The following is a 14,200-nucleotide window of genomic DNA, read 5'->3' as shown; positions in this document are numbered from 1 at the left end:
GATCTCCTCCGGGGTTTTCTCAGAGCTGATAGAGAAAGTCGACGATCGCCGAGATTTCTTTATCGGTCAGAATAAGGTTGCGGCCGAAAGGCGGCATCACGGTCTCCGGGTTGCGCTTGGTTTCGTCTGCGATGATCGCAGTCAATTCCTTGCGGTCCGGAAAGCGCGCCTTCATGTCGTTGAGCGCCGGTCCGATGGAGCCCGGAAAATCGCCGCCCTTGAACTCGTGACAGGTGATGCAATTGCCCTTGCTGCGATTGAGCGCCAGCGCCTTCCCGTCCAACGGCTCCGTCGGCTGGGCGTAGGCCGCAACAGGCATAGCCAGGGCAATCAGGGTTGCTGCAGTTGCGAAATGAAGGCGATTAAAGTGCATCCTGCGCGCTCCAATTTACTTCGGTTGCATAGTATCGAGCGGACCGGAGGTCCTTGGCGTCAGGTCCTTCCCTTCAGCCGTCGAGACAATCTTCAATGTTGATGGATCAACACACTTCGTCATGCAAGGCTTCATTGCGGTGTCCGGACGAGGATCCTGCCACGTAAAACTATCATGGTTAGGCATTTTTACCTTTGGCAAGGACTCTTTGTCTGCGACAAAGTCCGCTGGGACAATATTATTCAGATTCAGGATGTAGGCCGTCAGCGCATACACATCGTCCGCCGACAGCGTACGAGGCGTCGGGAACGGCATCGCACGGTTGATGTAGTCCCAAAGTGTTACGGCGAACGGCCAATAGCTGCCGACCGTCGGCTCAGGGCGATCGGCGGTGAGCGAACCGTTGCCGCCCGCGAGCTTGGGATAACGTCCCTCGCCCTCACCGAACGTGCCGTGACAGGAGGCGCACTGATCGGCGAACACTTCGGCGCCATGGTTCACGTCGCCCTTGCCTGGCGGCAATCCCTTGCCGTCCTCGGCGCGCGCGTCGATATCCCAGCCCTTGATCTGCTCGGGCGTCGCGGGCGTGCCGTAACCGAAGTGCTGATGCGTCTCGGCCGCCACGACAGAAGCAGGCACCGCATTCACCGCCAGCAAGGCGACGGCAAACATCGCAGGCCGCAAACTAGCCAAGCTGGACATCGTAAACGCTCCCATCGGGCTTTACCTGCCAAGTCTGAATTGAGTTGTTGTGGTAGACGGAGCTGGTGCCACGCACTTTTCGCAACGCAGCGAGCGTCGGCTGCACAAAGCCGGTTTCGTCCACTGCGCGCGACTCCAGGAATGCGGGCTTGCCGTCCCACCGCCACGGAATCGTAAAGCGCGTCAGCGCCTTCGACAGCACAGGCTCCTTCAACTCGGCCTGCCGCCAGTTCGCGCCGCCATCGGTGGAGACGTGAACCTCCTTGATCCTGCCGTTGCCGGTCCAGGCAAGGCCGCGGATTTCATAAAGTCCGGGTCCGCTGAGCGGCACTTCCGGGCACGGGAACGTAATCACCGACTTGGCGTCGATCAGCCAGGTGAAGCCGCGCGATTTTCCGTCCGGCATCAGGTCGGTGTATTTCGAGGTCTCCTCGCGGGTGTACCAGGGCTTGTCGCCGACCTTGATGCGCCGCAGCCACTTCACGCTGACATTGCCTTCCCAGCCGGGAACGATCAGCCGCAGCGGATAGCCCTGCTCCGGCCGCAGAGCTTCACCGTTCTGCGCATAGACCACGAGGCAATCGTCAAGACATTTGTCGAGCGGCAGGCTTCGCGCCATGTGGGCACCGTCCGCGCCCTCGACCAGAATCCACTTCGCATCCTTCTTCAGCCCGACCTCTTCGAGCAGGGTCGAGAGCTTCACGCCGGTCCACTCCGCGCAACTCACCATGCCATGGGTGAACTGCAGCGAATTGAGCTGCGCGCCGCGCCATTCCATGCCGCCATTGGCGGGACACTCGATGAAATGAATGCGGGACGTCGAAGGAAATCGCATGATGTCCTTCATCGTCAGGATGATCGGACGATCGACCAACCCGTGGATCATCAGTCGATGCTTGTCGGCTTCAACATCGGGACGGCCCGCGTGATAGCGCTCGAAAAACAGGCTGTTGGGCGTGATGATGCCGTGCAGGCTCTGCAGTGGCGAGAAGCTAATCGAGGATTCGGTGCCGGCCGTGAGCCAGGGCACATTGCGGCGGATGACGCCGGCCTGCTCGGGCGATGGCTTGCCGTAAGGCTGATCGACGACACCGGCGCCGATGGACTGCGACCATTCGTTCTCGGCCGGTGGCGCTGCATCATCGGCGCGTGCGCCGGTGCTGTCGAGCATCGCCGCGCCTGCAGCAACGCCTGCCATTTTCAGCAACAGCCGCCTGGGAATCTGGACACGCTCCGACCCGGCAGCCAGAGACGCCTTACGGGCGTCTCTCAATAAAGAGAAAGACACTCCATCTCCTCCCTGACCGGTCAACCATCCATTCGATGGGACCGTTGTTTTACTTATTATTGTAGATCAAATATCATCCATGCCTAATTTAGTCAACGCTAAACTAATAAATTGGCGTTCTGCCCACAAAATTGGTAGGATGAATTACAGAAAAATTTTCAGGACCGATTTCGATGAACACGGCTCTCGCTGCGAAGACGCGCGCGAATAAGTTACGTCCGGATCAATTGCTGGAACAACAGGCACGAGAGGTCTCCCGCCTCCTGAGCGTGCTTGCGAACGAAAACCGCCTGCTGATCGTTTGCTATCTCATGATGCGAAACGAAATGAAGGTCGGCGAACTGGTCGATGCATTGCATCTCAGCCAGTCCGCGCTCTCGCAACACTTGACCAAGCTGCGCGAAGAAGGGCTCGTCGAATTCCGGCGCGAGTCGCAAACGCTCCACTACAAGATCGCCGACGAGCGCGTGACCAAGCTCGTCAAGGTTCTCAAGAAACTCTACTGCGACGACGCCATATGAAAAATCTGCTGCGCGTATCCGTACTGGCGTGGGCGATGCTCCCCGCCACCCTCCTCGCTCAAAACAAGGTGCCGGATTACGCGCCGCTCGACCGCCCCATCACGGTGGATCAGGTCCCCGGCAAGGATATTTTCTACAGCATCGGCAGCCCCGGCATTCCGGGCAAGGCCAATGAAGGCAACACCTCCAACGCCGGCTATGTGATCACGTCCGAAGGCGTCGTTGTTTTTGATGCGCTCGGCACGCCATCGCTCGGCTGGGCGCTTTTGCAGGACATCCGCAAGCGGACGGACAAGGACATCCGCTACATCGTCGCGAGCCACTACCACGCCGACCATATCTACGGCCTGCAGGCGTTCCGCGATCACAGCCGCGCGGTCATCATCGCGCAGGATCACTCCGGCGATTACAACGAGAACAAGGAAACCGCCGACGAGCGTGCCGGAGCACGCCTCGACCAGCGCCGCGAAGCCCTTGCGCCGTGGGTTGACGAGCATACGCGCGTCATCTCCCCCGACCTCACCTTCGACGACAAGCTCACCATCGTGCTGGGCGGCAAGCGTTTCTCGCTGATTTCCGCAGGGCCCGCCCATTCCAGCAGCGACATCATGATGATGGTCGAGCCGGACGGCGTGCTGTTCGCGGGCGATATCGTGCAGAATAGCCGCATTCCGTTCATGAACAGCGACGACGTCAGCACCACGCACTGGCTCAAGGGACTCGACGAGGTGCTGGCGCTCGATCCGAAATACATCATTCCCGGCCATGGCAAGCCATCGGCCGCCGCGAAGGAGGCGATTGCATTCACCCGCGATTACATTCTGTATGTGCGTAAAGCGATGAGTGAAGCGGTCGCCAACTGGGTCGATTTTGACACCGCCTACAACGCGACGGACTGGTCCAAGTACAAGGACTACCCTGCTTTCGAGAGCAACAACCGGGGCAATGCGTATCGCATTTTCCTGGAGCTTGAAGCGTCGCAGTTCAAGAAATAAGACAGTCGCCTTCGAGGATTTCGCGCCAGAGGATATTGATGACGTCGACCATCCGGATACAGGCTCATCTGATCGGTGATGTGATCGAGGTTCAGGCCTTGATCAAGCATCCCATGGATTCCGGATTCGCCAAGGACGGCGACGGCAAGCTCATTCCCGCGCACTACATCGAAACCCTCAGCTTCTCACATGACGGCAAGGTCGTTTTCTCCGCCGACTGGGGACCGATGGTGGCGCGTCAGCCCTACGTCAAATTCTCCTTCAAGGGTGGAAAGGCCGGCGACACCGTCACGGCCCAGTGGACCGACAACAAGCACACGGTCGACAGCACGAAGACGCAGATCAAGGCCGACTAGGTTTTCACGCAGAGCTTAAGCACAGCGACTGCTCCCGTCATTCCGGGGCGCGAGCATCGCGAATCCCGAATCCCGCCCGTCATATCAGGATTCCGGATCAGTCCGCCTTCGGCAGCCTGTCCGGAATGACAAACTCATGTTCTAATCCGCGAAATAAAAATGGCTGGCGGAACGGAATGAAAGAAACCCGTGTCCACCAGCCACTTTTGAGAAAACAGAGACTTACTTCTTGTTACCGCTGGCGTCGAATTGCTTGAGGAACGCGATCACGTCGGCGCGCTTGCCGGCCTGCGAAATGCCGGGGAACGACATCTTACCGTGCGGCGCGAGGTGCTTCGGATTGGTCAGATAGTCGTCGAGCGTCGCCTCGTCCCAGACCTTGTTCGCGCCATTGCCGGCTTTGAGGTCCGCCGAATAGCTGTAGCCCTCGACCGAACCCCACTTGCGGCCGACGATGCCGTTCAGCTCAGGGCCGACCTTGGTCTTGGCTCCGGGGCCAACCGCATGACAGGCCATGCAGACCTTGAAAGCCTGCTCGCCCTTGGCCGGGTCACCGGCTTCGGCGTGAGCGGCGCCTGCAAAGGCAACAAGAGTGACAGCAGCAACGATCCAACGCATCTTCTTCTCCTTGGCTTGCTTGTATAGCTGGCTGCAGCCGCGCGAGAGGCGACCGCGACGGCATCACCTATATCACGCTGTGCTCAACGCGCAGCAAGAACCAAGGCGGGATGAATCAATCTTTCGGTGATGATGCAGCGCGACCTAGAGGCCGATCGCCAATCCGTCGCTGCGCGGATCGTGCGCACCCTCCATCAGCCCATCGTCATGAATGACGATGGCTCCGGCCTGTCCTCCCAAGGGACTGTTCGCCGAAATCATGCTGGTTTCATGGCCGCGCGCCGATAATTCCTGCGCCGTTGCCATACCGACGCTTTCTTCCAGCTTCAGCGTGTCCCGGCTATCGGAAAACGTCTTGCCGAGCAGGAAGCGCGGTTGCATCAGAGCGGTGAGCGGATCGAGGCCGTAATCGAGCAGACGGGTCAACAGCACCGTCAGGGTCTGCGGCTGGCCGTCCGCGCCCTGCGTGCCATACAGCACATGCGGCTTGCCGTTCTTCATCGCGAGGCCGGGATTGAGCGTGTAGAACGGCCGCTTGCCGGGCGCGATGGCATTCGGGCTCTTCGGATCGATGCTGAACGCGGCTCCACGGTTCTGCCAGAGCACACCGGTGTCGCCTGCGACAACGCCGCTACCCCAATCGAAATAGGTGCTTTGCAGAATGCTGACGCTGCGCCCCTGGGCGTCGGTCGCGGCAAAGTAGACGGTGTCGCCGGTCCGGAACAGATGCGGCCAAGGCATCGCCCGCGCCTTGATCGCTGCCGCCTTGCTTTCAAGCCGCGACGGCGCAAGCCTCTGCGCGATGTCGGCAGCAGCGAAATCCGGGTCGGCAATGCCGCCGCGATCGAGGAAAGCCTGCTTCACCGCTTCGACGCAGCGGTGATAATACTCCGCGCTCCCCTCCTCGACACCGGCGAAGCCAAGCCGGTTCAGGATGCCCATGATTTCCAGCGTGGTGATGCCCTGCGTCGGCGGCGGTGGCGCCAGCAGCGTCACATCCCGGTAATCCACCGATACCGCCTGCTCCTGACGGCTGAATGTTTTCGCGAGATCGGCAGCCGTGAGCGGCGAACCAACCGCCTCCAATCCCTTGCCGATGCGCGCGGCCAGTTCGCCTTCGTAGAACTCACGCGCGCCATGCCGCGCGATCTGCTTCAGGCTATGCGCGAGATCTTTCTGCACGAACAGGTCACCGGGCTTCGGTGCCTTGCCGTCCGGCAGGAACAGTTTGGAAAATCCCGGCCAATTGGCCAGTTCCTTTTCACGGAAGGATGTCCAGAAAAGTTGCGAGCCCGTGACCGGAAAACCGCGCTCCGCATAAACGATCGCAGGCTCCAGCAGCGAGGCGAAGCTTCTGGTTTCACCTTTATCGCTCGCCCAATGCTCGCGGGCATAATCGTAAGCCTGACGCCAGGAATCCACCGCGCCTGCGCTGACGACCGTCGATTGCGGGCCACGCGCCGCGATCGGCTCTTTATAGTTTGGCAGCTTCTCAGCGGCCTGCCCCAACCCGAGCAGAACCGTGTTGCGGCCCTGTGCGTCCGCGATCATCCAGATCGCGTCGCCGCCGATGCCGCAGAAGTGCGGATAGGTCACGGCGATCACCGCACCCATCGCAATCGCAGCCTCGATCGCGTTACCGCCCTCGCGGAGGACTTTGGCGCCTGCTTCGCTCGCAAGCGTGTGCGGGCTCGTCACCATTCCGGTCCGCGATTGCGCCAACCGCGGATCATTGGAAGTCGAGGATGGCGGCAATGGGCTTCCCGGCACGCGCCGAGCGCTGTCTGCTTTCAACGCCTGCTGGGAAAGCCTTGTCATTGCCTTATCCTTTCAGTTGCCGGGCCGCTTACGACACGGCTTCCTTGACTTGGGAGGAAGAGTGTTCCTCCGCAGCATGGTGATGGTGGGCGCCGAAGGTCGCGGTGAGCCACGCATAGATCGGGCCAAGCGCGTTCATCGCCAGCGAGGCGAAAAGCGCCGCATAGGGATCGCCAGGGATCGGGCCGAACTTGCCAAAATAGGTGGCGAAGAATGACGCGAAGCCGAAGAACATGCCCGGGATGAAGCTGAACGTCGAAATACGTCCCAGCGACATCATCGTTGCGTTAAGCGTGAACAGGATCACGCATTCCGCCGCGATATAGGCGTTGCCGGTGAAGTACTGCGAGGCGATCTTGAAGCACACCACGATGGCGCAGGCGAAAAAGCCGCCGATCGCCATGGTCGGGTAGAACTTCTTCATCACCGCCGGCGTCGGGCCACCGGCTGCGAAGGTCGCGGCCCAGGTGATGAAGATCGCCCACGGCGGGAAGTGGAACGAGGTCATGGCGATGAAGATGGTGGTCACTGCGAGCAGCGACGCGACAATTTCGGCTGGTAGCTTGTTCATGTTGGGTTCCTCCTGATTAGTGTGTTGCTGAAGCCGTCTTCTTGGTTTTGGCGTGAGCGTGCGGCTCCGCATGGGCGTGACCGCAAGTGCGGCAGATCTTGGTATCGAGCTTTGTCATCGCGGCGACGCGGCCGCGCTTGAACACCCAGGAACGCGCCGGGATGTCGAGAAGCGCATCGGCAACGACCTGCGTGTCGAGGATCATCAGATCCGCGGGCTTGCCGACGGCGAGGCCATAATCCTTGCCGATGCCGACCGCGCGGGCAGCGTCGGTCGTGCTCATCTTCAGGATTTCCGCCTGATGGTCCGGCGTGCCGAACTGGATCAGGTGCGCGAGCATGTTGCCGATCACCAGCGGGTCTGCCTTGCCGAACGGCGTGAAGGCGTTGCGCACATTGTTCGATGCATAGGCGACGTTGACGCCGCCTGCCCGCAAGGCGCGCACCGGCGTAAGGCCGCGGCGCTGATTCACCACATCCTTGCGGCCACCGAGATAAACATCGGTCGCCGGCAGGGTGACGATGGTGATGTCGGCTTCGCGCAGCAGATCGATCAGCGGCTTCAGCTTTTCCGGTTCGAGCGAACCGGGGCTCGTCACATGGCCCAGCGCGACACGGCCCTGATAGCCGGTCTCGATGGTCTTACGGGCAATGTATTCCGCCGACATGAAGCGCTGGTCGGTCGCATCGTCCGAGAAGTCGGCATGCATGTCGACCGGCAGGTCATGCTTGATCGCCATCGCGAACACCGTGTCGATGTGCTTCTTGGTGTCTTCCCAGGAAATCTCGTTATAGGGGCAGCCGCCGACTACATCGGCGCCGAGTGCAATCGCCTTCTCCATCAATTCGACGACGCCGGGCGTCTTGAGGATACCCTCCTGCGGGAAAGCGACGATCTGCAGATCGATCAGATCGCGATATTCCTCGCGCAGTTCAACCGCCGTCTCGACACCGATCAGGTTTTGGATCGGATCGACATCCGGATGCGCGCGGATCAGCGTCGTGCCGCTCGTGATCGCCATGTCCAGCACCTTGCGCGAGCGCTCCAGCACGTCCTTACGCTCCTGCTTGGATTTCAGGATGCCGGTGACGCGGATCGCCTCGTCCAGCGTGCCGAGACGCGCCGGCATGCGGCGGTGGAGAAATGCTTTTTCGAGGTGCAGATGGGCCTCGATGAAACCGGGCAGCGCAACGCGGCCTTCCGCATCGATTTCCTCGGTTCCGGTTCGGTCGAGTTGTTCCTCAATGGCCGCGATTCGGCCGTCCTTGATTCCGATATCGACGAGCGGCTTATCGTCTTCGATCCGGACCCTGCGGATAATCATATCCATGTTGGTCGCGCTCCCTATGAAACGCCGGTTTTCCGGCTTTTGCCGTGCCTGTGCGGATCCGTGGATTCGTTGGCATCTTGCTAACCATGACGTTAGCGGGCCGCCGCCCTGACGGTAATCGGCGGTGTCCTAAGCGGGTCTAGGAATTTTCCTAGACGGGACCCGGCCCCAGGCCATGGCGCATGGCGTAGTGGACGAGATCCACCACCGTCGCGGCATCGAATTTGAGCAGGATGTTGGTCTTGTGCGTGCTCACCGTCTTGACGCTGAGGTCGAGCTTGCGCGCGATGTCGGAAATCTTGCGGCCGTCGACCAGCAGATCGAAAATCTCTCGCTCACGCGGTGTGAGGCGGCGGTGCGGCTCATCCTCGGGCTGCACTTTCAGGGCCGCCGACTGCGCCGCCGTGGCGCTGATGAACATCTCATCGTTCGCGACCTTGCGGATCGCCTGAATCAATTGCTGGCTGGCGCTGTTCTTGGTGACGTAACCGGCTGCCCCCGCCTTGAGAGATTCGATCACATATTGATGCTCGTCGTGCATGCTGAGCACGATCACCCGGCCGCTGCCGATCTTCGCGACCACGTCGGTCAATAGCGCAATGCCGCTGCGCCCCGGCATCGACAAATCGAGCAGGACGACGTCGCAGGGCGACGACAACAGAGCGAGAAGCTCCTGGCCGTTGGTGGCTTCACCGACGATCGCAAGATCGTCGTGCTCGGCCAGAATTTGTTTCAGGCCCTCGCGGAAGATCGCATGGTCGTCGGCGAGTACAAGTCGGATCATGACGGCAGTTTGTCCTGCAAGGCCGGATCATTCAATGGCAAACGGACGGATACAATCGTGCCGCCCTGCGGATTGTCGCTGATGACGACGGCCCCGCCGAGCGCCCGGGCCCGCTCACGCATGCCGACAAGCCCGAGCTTGTTGAGTTGAGGGGCACCCTGATCGATCCCGCGTCCATTGTCGGTGATCTCGATATGCAATTCTTTCCCTTCATGGGAAACGACGACGCTCGCGCGCTTCGCCTTGCCGTGACGCATCACGTTGGTCAACGCCTCCTGCACGATACGAAATGCGGCGGTCGAAACCGCGCTGTCGTAGCTGACATTCTCCTTGTCGAACGACAGCGAGATATCAAGACCGCCGAGTTCGGCGGAGTTCTGCGTAAGCCATTTCATCGCCGCGACCAGACCCAATTCGTCCAGAATCATCGGCCGCAAATTGACCGCGATGCGACGCAGGTCGGTCACCGAACGGTCCACGATCGACACCAGCCGGTCGACGCGCGCCTGAAGCACGTCCTGCGACACGAGCCGTTCGCGCAGCCAGATCAACTCGATCTTCAGCGCGGTCAGGGTCTGGCCCAGCTCGTCATGCAGCTCACGCGAAATCCTGGCCTGCTCCTCCTCCCGCACCGATTGTAGAAAGGAGGACAGTTCGCGCAACTGCGCGCGCGAGCGGATCAGTTCATCGGCCGCCGCCTTGCGTTCGGAAATGTCGCGCGAAATCCCGACGGTGCCGATGATGTGCCCATTATTATCGCGGATCGGCGATTTGATGGTTTCGAACCACAAGACGCGACCATCGGGATCGGAGCGGCTTTCTTCATAACGTCGCCGCCGTCCGCTTTTTACCACGGCCCGGTCGGTCTGCATGTAAATGTCGGCAAGATCGGACGGCCAGATATCGTATGGCGTCTTCCCGATCACTTCGTCTTCCCGCAGCCCGATGATCGAAAGATAGGCCGAATTGACGGCCAGATAGCGGGAATCGCGATCCTTCAGCCACGCCATGTCGGGAATGTTGTCGAGCAGCGCGCGCTGCTGTTGTTGCTCAAGGTCACGCACCTGAAACCACCGAAAATCCCGCAAGGCTCCTGCAACAGGTTACACCGGCTCTAGTCCCACGCAAATAAAGTGCAATCGGATATCAGACGGCTCCGCGGATGACTCGCCGAATGCAATCGGATAGGTTCCGGCACCTTACGACGGCAAGTCCCTTCCGCACCCATTCCATCATGCGCATTCTTGTTTTTCAGCACCTCGCTATCGAACACCCGGGTATCTTCCGCCAGTTCTGGCGCGAGGACGGCTATCATCCGACCACCATCGAGATCGACGAAGGCGAACCCATTCCCTCGTTCGATAACTTCGATCTTCTGGTGGTGATGGGCGGCCCGCAGGATGTCTGGCAGGAAGATCGCTTTCCCTGGCTCGTGCAGGAAAAGGCCGCGATCCGCCGCTGGGTTGTCGAGATTGGAAAGCCCTATCTCGGTATCTGCCTTGGCCATCAGCTGCTGGCGTCGGCGCTTGGCGGCAAGGTCGGCAAGATGCCCGTCCCGGAGGTCGGACTCGCGCCCGTGACGCTGACGCGGGACGGAATGTCAGACCCCACTCTGACGGGCTTTCCGCAGACCGTCGACAGTTTCCACTGGCATGGCGCGGAAGTCTCCGAGCCACCCGCAGGCGCCACGGTCCTTGCATCGAGCTCTCTCTGCGCGGTGCAGGCCATGCGATGGGGCAAGCACGCCTATGGCTTTCAGTATCACTGCGAAATCGAGCCTTCGACGGTCGATGACTGGGGCCAGATTCCGGCTTACAGGGCCAGCCTCATCAAGGCGCTCGGCGAAGAAGGGGCTGCCCGCCTGCCCGGCGAAGTACTGCCTCGCCTGCCCGGCTTTCGTGCCTCGGCGCTTCAGCTCCATCGCAATTTGATGACGATGATCGGCCCCGGCCGCCCGTGACGGGCGCGCCTTGCCTCAATTCGCTTCGGCGAACTGAGCGGGCAGCACCAGCCGGCTCAGCTTTTCTTCGGTCAAAGCCGGGCTGAAGAAAAAGCCCTGCATCTGGTCGCAGCCAAGTTTTCTCAGCACCGCCAACTGCTCCGCCGTCTCCACACCTTCCGCAGTCGTCGTCATATTGCGGGCGGCGGCGATGTCGACCACCGCCTTCACGATATGCGAAGCCCCCTCGGGCTCGGTGATATTCTGGATGAAGCAGCGGTCGATCTTGATCTTGTTGAACGGGAAAAGCTGCAAATAGCGAAGCGACGAGTAGCCGGTGCCGAAATCGTCGAGTGCGATGCGCACGCCGAGACCGCGCAACTCATGAAGAATCGCCAGCGCCTCCTCATCGTCGCGGATCAGCACGGCTTCGGTGATCTCGAGCTCGAGCCGGTTTGCAGGCAACCCGGATGAGCCAAGCGCGCTTGCGACGTTGAGCGCCAGCGTATGACCCTTGAACTGCACCGGCGACACGTTCACCGCAAGGCGGATATCGTCCGGCCAGTTCGCAGCCGCATGGCACGCCGTCTTCAACACCCATGAGCCGAGCTGGTCGATCAGGCCGGTTTCCTCCGCGATCGGAATGAAGTCGGCCGGCGACACCAGACCATGGCGCGGATGACGCCAGCGCACCAGTGCCTCGCAGCCGAGGATCTTCCGGGTCTTGACGTCGATGAACGGCTGATAGTGGACTTCGAACTGCTGATGGAAAAGCGCGTTGCGGATTTCCATTTCCATATCGTGCCGCTTCTGCGCCCGGACCTTCATTTCAGGCTCAAAGAAACGATAAGTCCGCCGCCCGCTGCCCTTCGCGGCATAAAGCGCAAGGTCGGCATTTCGGAGCAAGCCTTCAAGCTCGGAGCCATCGCATGGCGACATCGCAATGCCGATGCTCGCATCCGCATTGAGATGATGCCCGGTGCAATCGTAAGGCACCCGGATCGCGGCATGAACCCGCTCGATCAGCGGAATGAGCTCCGAGCGTTCCTGAACGCCATGCCGGATAATGGCAAACTCGTCTCCGCCAAGGCGCGCGACGATATCGTCCCGCTCCATGCAGCCGCTGAGACGATTCGCAATCGACACCAGCAATTCGTCGCCGACAAAATGACCCAGCGTGTCGTTGACCTGTTTGAACTCGTCGATATCGATCGAAAGAACCGCGAGGTTTTCTTCCTTCTTCAACATTTTATCGAGATGATCGCGGAACATCGTACGGTTCGGCAGATCAGTCAGTGCGTCATAACGCGCCATATGGGCGATACGATCTTCCGCGCGCTGCCGCTCCGTGATGTCTTCCAGCGTCAAAACCCAGCCGCCGCCGGAGATCGACTGGAGCGCCGTATGAATCACGCGCCCGTCCGGAATATTGATCGTGAGCGTGCCATTGGTCGACACCAGCTTGAACACCTTGACGCAATAGGCGTCGATATCCCCGTCGAACATTCCATGCTTCTTCCGAAGCGCCATGATCTCGCGCAGGCTATAGCCGGGCTTGATGGAGTCATTCGGCAGGCCGAACATCTCCATATACCGGCGATTGAAAATCACCAGCCGGTGATTGGCATCGAACAACAACAGACCCTGCTTGAGGTTGTTGACCGCCGTATCGAGACGCTTCTTCTCCAGCATCAATCGTTGCTGGGCAGCATTGTGCTGGGAGATAAATCGCCGGACGATGAACAGAACGATCAGGGCCACCGCGATTGACGCTGCGAGCGCAATCAGGACCAGGACACGGGTCTGCTCGTGCCAATCCGCCAGCGCCGAATCCACGGTCCTGGTGGCGATCATGACAATCGGAAAATCCTGGAGCTTCCGTATCGAGCCGATCTGCTGCTGGCCGGTGACCGGGCTCGTTATCATCAGCGAGCCGTGATCGGTAACTTTCAAGACACCCTCGAATAGCGGTCCGCTCTTGAAATTCTTGCCGATCATCGATTCGACATGCGGATAGCGCGCGATCATCGTCCCATCTTCATGGAACATGGAGATCGCTGCATCTGACCCCAGCGAAAGTGACGCGAAGAACGACTCGAACCGCGCAGGCTCGACGCCACGGCTGACCATGCCAAGGAATTCGCCCTTCGGCGAAACCAGCTTACGCGCGAAGATCGTGGTCCATGTGCCGGTGACACGACTATGGACGGGATTCACGACCAGCTTGAGCGAAGGCGGACCGAACTTCAATTCCTTGAAGTGCTTTCGGTCGGCGACGCTAAGGTTAGGGACCGGCCAGGTTTCGGAGGAATTGATCAACTGGCCATCCGCACCAAAGAAGTTCACTGCGCCGACATACGGCATCGAGCGAATCTTGGTCGCGAGCTTCTGGTGAAAATCCTCGCTGGAAATCGTCCGCAGAAATTCCCTGGGCGACTTGGCTTCGAGCGAGCGAGCCTGGGCAACCGCATCCTCCTGGATCACCTGCCAGTCCTGCAATTGCTGATCGAAATGGCGCGTCAGAAGCTGCAGCGTATTTTCCAGATCGCGCTTGCTGCTCGCCAGCGTACGATCGCGAAAATTATTGATGGTCAAAGCCGTGCCAAGCACGATCGCGGCCACGAGGACGACGCCGCTGACGATCAGCCAGAAAATCGGGCTGCGCTGCTGTGGCTTGACGGCGCGCTCGATCGCATCAGCGATCTCGGGCGCGGCGAGGCTGTCACCATGATATGAAATGCGTTCTGCCATCATCCCTCTCGGGGGTGATTGCATACCGAGACCAAGTGGAAATCACGTTAGCAGGAGCGGTTAGCGAGCCGTTAAACCGTACCCAAAAACAGGCATTGCCGATGACGGTTAAGGCTTTCCCTCTAATGAGGGTTGAAGTGTATGTAAAGTTGGC

General features: G+C 60.1%; 14 protein-coding genes. 4 read left to right on the top strand and 10 right to left on the bottom strand.

The features are described 5' to 3' along the window. Positions 1-19: 19 nt before the first annotated feature. The 3 genes from soxX to soxC are packed head-to-tail and all read right to left on the bottom strand — an operon-like array spanning position 20 to position 2,273. Complete coding sequence (soxX, locus tag AFIDRAFT_RS15445) at positions 20-373, bottom strand: sulfur oxidation c-type cytochrome SoxX (protein ID WP_009340483.1); 354 nt, start codon at positions 371-373, stop codon at positions 20-22. A 15-nt stretch (positions 374-388) separates the two neighbouring features. Continuing rightward, the gene (locus AFIDRAFT_RS15440) at positions 389-1,075 is read right to left on the bottom strand and encodes a c-type cytochrome (RefSeq protein WP_009340482.1); all 687 of its coding nucleotides are present in this window, start codon (positions 1,073-1,075) and stop codon (positions 389-391) included. Then, on the bottom strand, positions 1,059-2,273 hold the full coding sequence (gene soxC / locus AFIDRAFT_RS15435) for a sulfite dehydrogenase (protein ID WP_433994112.1): 1,215 nt from the start codon (positions 2,271-2,273) through the stop codon (positions 1,059-1,061). The genes AFIDRAFT_RS15440 and soxC overlap by 17 nt, the downstream gene beginning before the upstream one ends. Before the next feature lie 263 nt (positions 2,274-2,536). Here soxC and AFIDRAFT_RS15430 point away from each other — a divergent pair, with 263 nt between their 5' ends. Genes AFIDRAFT_RS15430 through soxZ form a run of 3 tightly spaced genes read left to right on the top strand, consistent with a single transcriptional unit; the run spans position 2,537 to position 4,235 of the window. Beyond that, positions 2,537-2,884, top strand: a complete 348-nt coding sequence (locus AFIDRAFT_RS15430) for an ArsR/SmtB family transcription factor (protein WP_009340480.1) — start codon at positions 2,537-2,539, stop codon at positions 2,882-2,884. Further along, complete coding sequence (locus tag AFIDRAFT_RS15425; protein WP_009340479.1) at positions 2,881-3,879, top strand: MBL fold metallo-hydrolase; 999 nt, start codon at positions 2,881-2,883, stop codon at positions 3,877-3,879. The genes AFIDRAFT_RS15430 and AFIDRAFT_RS15425 overlap by 4 nt, the downstream gene beginning before the upstream one ends. A 38-nt stretch (positions 3,880-3,917) precedes the next feature. Then, on the top strand, positions 3,918-4,235 hold the full coding sequence (soxZ, locus tag AFIDRAFT_RS15420) for a thiosulfate oxidation carrier complex protein SoxZ (protein WP_009340478.1): 318 nt from the start codon (positions 3,918-3,920) through the stop codon (positions 4,233-4,235). Positions 4,236-4,457: 222 nt separating this feature from the next. Here the strand turns inward: soxZ and AFIDRAFT_RS15415 are convergent, their stop codons facing one another. The 6 genes from AFIDRAFT_RS15415 to AFIDRAFT_RS15390 all read right to left on the bottom strand — a co-directional run bounded on the left by AFIDRAFT_RS15415 (position 4,458) and on the right by AFIDRAFT_RS15390 (position 10,420). Then, a complete protein-coding gene (locus AFIDRAFT_RS15415) occupies positions 4,458-4,853 on the bottom strand; it encodes a c-type cytochrome (RefSeq protein WP_009340477.1) in 396 nt (131 codons plus the stop codon). Positions 4,854-4,997: 144 nt separating this feature from the next. Next, positions 4,998-6,671: a gamma-glutamyltransferase family protein gene (locus AFIDRAFT_RS15410; protein ID WP_009340476.1), complete on the bottom strand. Its 1,674-nt coding sequence runs from the start codon at positions 6,669-6,671 to the stop codon at positions 4,998-5,000. Positions 6,672-6,699: 28 nt separating this feature from the next. Further along, entirely contained in the window at positions 6,700-7,242 is a 543-nt protein-coding gene (locus tag AFIDRAFT_RS15405) for a DUF1097 domain-containing protein (RefSeq protein ID WP_009340475.1), read from the bottom strand. A gap of 16 nt (positions 7,243-7,258) precedes the next feature. Continuing rightward, on the bottom strand, positions 7,259-8,572 hold the full coding sequence (locus tag AFIDRAFT_RS15400; RefSeq protein WP_009340474.1) for an amidohydrolase family protein: 1,314 nt from the start codon (positions 8,570-8,572) through the stop codon (positions 7,259-7,261). 151 nt (positions 8,573-8,723) lie between these two features. Continuing rightward, on the bottom strand, positions 8,724-9,356 hold the full coding sequence (locus tag AFIDRAFT_RS15395; protein ID WP_009340473.1) for a response regulator: 633 nt from the start codon (positions 9,354-9,356) through the stop codon (positions 8,724-8,726). Further along, the gene (locus tag AFIDRAFT_RS15390; protein ID WP_009340472.1) at positions 9,353-10,420 is read right to left on the bottom strand and encodes a PAS domain-containing sensor histidine kinase; all 1,068 of its coding nucleotides are present in this window, start codon (positions 10,418-10,420) and stop codon (positions 9,353-9,355) included. Before AFIDRAFT_RS15390 ends, AFIDRAFT_RS15395 begins: the two co-directional genes overlap by 4 nt. A gap of 170 nt (positions 10,421-10,590) precedes the next feature. Here AFIDRAFT_RS15390 and AFIDRAFT_RS15385 point away from each other — a divergent pair, with 170 nt between their 5' ends. Further along, positions 10,591-11,316 carry a type 1 glutamine amidotransferase gene (locus tag AFIDRAFT_RS15385; RefSeq protein ID WP_040298505.1) on the top strand — a complete coding sequence of 242 codons (726 nt, stop codon included), beginning with the start codon at positions 10,591-10,593 and terminating at the stop codon, positions 11,314-11,316. 15 nt (positions 11,317-11,331) lie between these two features. Here the strand turns inward: AFIDRAFT_RS15385 and AFIDRAFT_RS15380 are convergent, their stop codons facing one another. Further along, complete coding sequence (locus AFIDRAFT_RS15380) at positions 11,332-14,046, bottom strand: bifunctional diguanylate cyclase/phosphodiesterase (RefSeq protein ID WP_009340470.1); 2,715 nt, start codon at positions 14,044-14,046, stop codon at positions 11,332-11,334. Positions 14,047-14,200: the final 154 nt, after the last annotated feature.

This window comes from Afipia sp. 1NLS2, assembly GCF_000178995.1.
Lineage (GTDB): Bacteria > Pseudomonadota > Alphaproteobacteria > Rhizobiales > Xanthobacteraceae > Afipia.
This window is presented reverse-complemented; position numbering and strand designations above follow the sequence as displayed.

What these genes read in the sequence shown, in the direction of transcription:
- soxX (WP_009340483.1), bottom strand. Translation starts at nt 373, where the DNA reads ATGCACTTTAATCGCCTTCATTTCGCAACTGCAGCAACCCTGATTGCC.
- AFIDRAFT_RS15440 (WP_009340482.1), bottom strand. Translation starts at nt 1,075, where the DNA reads ATGTCCAGCTTGGCTAGTTTGCGGCCTGCGATGTTTGCCGTCGCCTTG.
- soxC (WP_433994112.1), bottom strand. Translation starts at nt 2,273, where the DNA reads ATGGCAGGCGTTGCTGCAGGCGCGGCGATGCTCGACAGCACCGGCGCA.
- AFIDRAFT_RS15430 (WP_009340480.1), top strand. Translation starts at nt 2,537, where the DNA reads ATGAACACGGCTCTCGCTGCGAAGACGCGCGCGAATAAGTTACGTCCG.
- AFIDRAFT_RS15425 (WP_009340479.1), top strand. Translation starts at nt 2,881, where the DNA reads ATGAAAAATCTGCTGCGCGTATCCGTACTGGCGTGGGCGATGCTCCCC.
- soxZ (WP_009340478.1), top strand. Translation starts at nt 3,918, where the DNA reads ATGACGTCGACCATCCGGATACAGGCTCATCTGATCGGTGATGTGATC.
- AFIDRAFT_RS15415 (WP_009340477.1), bottom strand. Translation starts at nt 4,853, where the DNA reads ATGCGTTGGATCGTTGCTGCTGTCACTCTTGTTGCCTTTGCAGGCGCC.
- AFIDRAFT_RS15410 (WP_009340476.1), bottom strand. Translation starts at nt 6,671, where the DNA reads ATGACAAGGCTTTCCCAGCAGGCGTTGAAAGCAGACAGCGCTCGGCGC.
- AFIDRAFT_RS15405 (WP_009340475.1), bottom strand. Translation starts at nt 7,242, where the DNA reads ATGAACAAGCTACCAGCCGAAATTGTCGCGTCGCTGCTCGCAGTGACC.
- AFIDRAFT_RS15400 (WP_009340474.1), bottom strand. Translation starts at nt 8,572, where the DNA reads ATGGATATGATTATCCGCAGGGTCCGGATCGAAGACGATAAGCCGCTC.
- AFIDRAFT_RS15395 (WP_009340473.1), bottom strand. Translation starts at nt 9,356, where the DNA reads ATGATCCGACTTGTACTCGCCGACGACCATGCGATCTTCCGCGAGGGC.
- AFIDRAFT_RS15385 (WP_040298505.1), top strand. Translation starts at nt 10,591, where the DNA reads ATGCGCATTCTTGTTTTTCAGCACCTCGCTATCGAACACCCGGGTATC.
- AFIDRAFT_RS15380 (WP_009340470.1), bottom strand. Translation starts at nt 14,046, where the DNA reads ATGGCAGAACGCATTTCATATCATGGTGACAGCCTCGCCGCGCCCGAG.